Origin of the sequence: Kordia sp., from assembly GCF_045105435.1 — a bacterium.
Taxonomy (GTDB): domain Bacteria; phylum Bacteroidota; class Bacteroidia; order Flavobacteriales; family Flavobacteriaceae; genus Kordia.
Genome location: NZ_JBGCDL010000321.1, coordinates 1 through 4,170, shown reverse-complemented (window position 1 = coordinate 4,170; position 4,170 = coordinate 1). Strand labels below are relative to the sequence as shown.

3 protein-coding genes are annotated in these 4,170 nt (G+C 33.7%); all 3 read right to left on the bottom strand.

The features are described from left to right. Nucleotides 1–245 (bottom strand): hypothetical protein (locus AB8B65_RS16435; protein ID WP_405302362.1); only part of this gene is annotated, 245 nt, incomplete at its 3' end. Between the two features lie 54 nt (nt 246–299). Then, nucleotides 300–752 (bottom strand): hypothetical protein, encoded by a 453-nt coding sequence (locus tag AB8B65_RS16430; protein ID WP_405302361.1) that lies wholly within the window; start codon nt 750–752, stop codon nt 300–302. Further along, the coding region (locus AB8B65_RS16425) for a hypothetical protein (RefSeq protein WP_405302360.1) at nt 749–4,170 on the bottom strand (3,422 nt) is incomplete at its 5' end. The genes AB8B65_RS16425 and AB8B65_RS16430, both read right to left, overlap by 4 nt.

Here is a 4,170-nt window from a genome sequence, read left to right as displayed (position 1 = left end):
GTAGTTCCATCTTCAAATTGAAACGTATTTGCAGGAATATAAATAGAAGTTCCTTTTTTTCCTTTCAGAATCGTTTCTTCAGTTCCTTTTATTTCAAATTTTTCTAGTGTAGGAGAAAGTACAGCGGAAATTTCGGCAATAGAGTTGACAGGAATGTTTCTATTCTTTTTTTTGTCTGATGAACAATTAAAAAGTAATAAGCTAAGTATTAAAATTCCTGAAAGTACTTTGTAGTTTTTTAACATGTGATGTGGTATTGAATTATTAAAATCGGTTTTTTTGCGTAAAATTTTATAAAATTATTCCAAAACAGAATAGTATTGTGTCATGAAACGTACATAAACATACGCTGTATCTGACTTTACTTTGAAACGTAATTGCATATTTTTCGCATCGTTTTTAAATACGGTAGTATCTCTTTTGTAACTTTCTTCACCACCAAAAATTTCTTGCATAATTCCTTTTTGAAAACGCTTGTTGTATGTCCAAACAATCCAATTGTCGTCAGCAGTTACTTTTGTAAACTTCGTTGGTTTTTCAGCTTGCCATTTATTAAGAATTATCACCAAACTATCTTTTCTCATTTTCAAAATTGTTCTCTTTTCTTCAAAAGCTACATCTTCATTGATTTTTACATTACTCTTTTTAATACCGTGACTCCAAACAATCCAAGTGCCAACCGCAAATGCAATCAGTAAAACGGTTCCTAAAATTTTAAGTGTCGATTGTTTATGTTTAGAATTTTTTCTCATAGATCATAATACAATTTAAAGGATTCCGAATTCACAATTAAGTCAAACAATTTGCGCTGTTTTGCCTGATATTCTGAATTTTTCACGTTATTAATCGTCAACAACATGGTATACAGTTTTGGCTGAGTTTCGTAAGTTGATGCGGTTAAATCGACATCACTAATAATAACGACCAACGATTTATCATTCACGCCATCTTTCTTACTATTGTGCGTTCCCGTTTTGGCGTACATATAAAAAGTGACTTTTTCCTCCGTTTTGGTATTTTCAACTTCAAACGTGTTTTTGTATTTAAACAAAACTTGCGCAGTTCCTTTTTTAGGAACATTGTGCATGGTTTCATAAATATTTTTCTTTACAAAATCTCGATAATCCGCATCATTTCTCCAATCAGTTATAGCAAAATTCATTTTTGAGTATGTACTATCTTTTTGCTCTTGAACAGCAGCTCTTACGTCCGTATTTAACTTGTACAACCGCACTATATTTTCAAGCATTCCTAACTGTGTCAACTCAAATGGACTTCCACCTTTGGCAGGATTAATTATGTTGTTTCTCAAATCTTCTCCCGCAATATTTGTAGAGTTCTTTATAAATGCTTGCTTCTCAGGAAAAACCCATTGATAATTAAAATTACTATTTCGAATGGCTTTGCTAAACAGCTCTTTCGTTTTGTAAAATGTATTAATTTTATTCTCACTATTAAAAACCACATACGAAGAATCGGTACGTGTATTTCGCTTCTCGCGAGACGTATCAAAACTAAAATTATTAATCAGTCCAGATCGCAACACATAATCGGTACTATTCAAATCTTTTGGAAGCTTGTCGTAAAAATCTTCCGAAAGGACATAATTACGCCCATTAATAGTAAGTCTTGGGAAACGTTCGCGCATTTCAATTGTATCTGAATCTGGTCGTAAAATTTCTTTTTTATAGTTTTTAAGTCTTTTGTTTGAATAACTACCGAGCAACATCATAATTCCGTTATACGCGTTTCTAGATTTCAAAATATAGGTTTTGTTGTCTATTTCGCCTTTAAATTCGCCAGTAGCTTCCAACCAAGGTGCCACCAAACGTTTGTTTCCAAAATACTTGACTTGTTCGCCTTTTAAAGTTTTCTTTTTTGGCGCTTCATAAATTTCATCACTATACATATTGTTTAGTTTGATAGCGTTCCAATCCAGTTTCTGTTGTGATGTAACTGCGCTGTATACAATTGGTTTTATGGTAGATCCAAATCCTCCAGAAGCATTCATTTTACGAATGTTTCTTGTTCCTAATGTTAAATCTTCTTGTCGTGTATTAAAATAAATTTCTTCGTAAATCTGACTCAGTTTTCTATAATCGTTCGGGTTGATTTTATAGTTTTCCTTTCCACGATTGTAATCAAACATAGCGCGTACGTGTCCTTCGCCATCCATCACGGTTAAAAAGAAATCGTCGTGAATTTCCTTATGAATCGCCAAATCGTACAAATCTTGTTGCAATTGATAATCAAACGTAGCGCGTTTGGCTTCTTTTGGCGGCGTTTTTTCGTAATTCTTCTCTAATAATTTTGAATAATTATATGCCCAAATCATTCCTTTTCCTAACGGATAGAAAAATCGCTGCTTTCCATTATAATTATAGTTTAACGCCAAATAATTCTCTGAGTTGTAACTCACGCGCAACGGTCTGTAATCTTCAATTTTGAAAATATCGCCATTATTTAAGATAAAATCTGAAAAGCTAGTTGTGTTTTCTTCTTTGTAAATCCGCGTTCTGTTTGAAAGTGTAATGCGTTTTACTTTCTTTTCGTTGTTAATTTTTGCTACAATTGCATCATCATCCGTAAATAACCATTTACTCGGAATACGATACAGTTTGATGAGTTTCGATTTTGCAAACGCACTTCCAAACAACTTTCTATCTAAAGCAATCGACTCATAATCTTTGGTGCGTCTATTAATAAGTTGTCCACGTTTAAAAATAGAATCACGCTTTTTCTGTTGTACAGGTTGCAAATAATACTGATTCGGAGTTTCCATTGCTAACAAATCGCCACGCCAATCTGGATTTTCCTTAGAACTTTCAAAAATGGGTTTGATGCGGTAATAACTACTATTCACTACAAATTCAAACTGATCGGAGTAACGTTTTTTACGAATATGTAAAATATGTTCTAAGTTTTTAGCTTCGTTCATATCGAAACTTTTCAAAGCTGATTTTAAGTAGTTTGCATCACGTGGTTGCTTCACGTAATTGTTCACCATGGTATCAATTTTCTTAAATCGCGCTTCTTCCGTATCGCCCAAATAACGATCTAAAATATTGGGAATGTGTTTGTAATTCAGACTTCCCAATCTTTTGGAACGTTTGTATTCTTTCTGAACGGTTCTAAAATCTGAATTCAGTATATCAACAAAACCTTTCAATCGTTCTACAGGTTGCGTTGCTTCATGCGTAATCATATTTGGGTCGTCCATTGCGCTCATGGCACTCCAAACTTTTCCACCAATGATAAATGTAAGTATCAGCGTTAAGGCAAAAGCAGGAATTCTGATGTTTGCAGGCGCTTTTTGCTGTACGTTTTCGATGTTTTTATAATTCAGATGAAAAATCAAATAGCCAATCAATACAAACGGAATTACAATCGCGGCTTTTCCCGTTAAGGTTAAAAAAGGAAAATCTTGTCCAATAAAAATCACGCTATTAATACACACCAAATACATGATAATGCTCAAAATTAAAAACAGCGAAACTGCGCCTAAAGTCTTAAAATAATCAATTGGATCGGTGTGTTTTTTCGGATAATAATAATAACCGACAACCAATAATAAAGCTAAAAAGTGTGCAATTAATAAGATGGGCAACCAAATGTTATGTTCAAAGATTAAATAGCGTAACACCACGAATTCTCTAGTCTGAACCGTTAAACTCACACCTCTGGAATTGTATTGCGTACGAATATTTGGAAATTGATAACCTGCTTTGTTTGTGACACGTTCGTACAAATGATTGTTGGCAAACCAATGACTTTCCGAAGCCCACAAAATACGTCTGGCTTTCGTTGAATTAAAATCTGCATTCAAGAGCATTTCTCCAGGAGTTGTGTAAATAATTTCACCTCTGGCGGCAATTCGTCCTTCGCTCGCATCTTTTAAAATAGGAACTTTCGGAATGATGTAATGTGCAAAGAATATACTGAAAAATACTACGAGATAAAACCCTGTGAGAATGCCATATTTTTTACGTTGTCTCGATTTCTCTTTGAGTAAGAAATAGGTGTTTTTAATCAGAAAGTAAAAGGAGCCGACGGCAAGCGCTATCAAACAAAATCCTGCATCAAAGAAAAAGTAAATCAAGATATAAAGTCCAAAGTTAATCAAACGTTTTCCAAGCATGATCCAAATAGAATCGTTCGGATCTTCAGGAA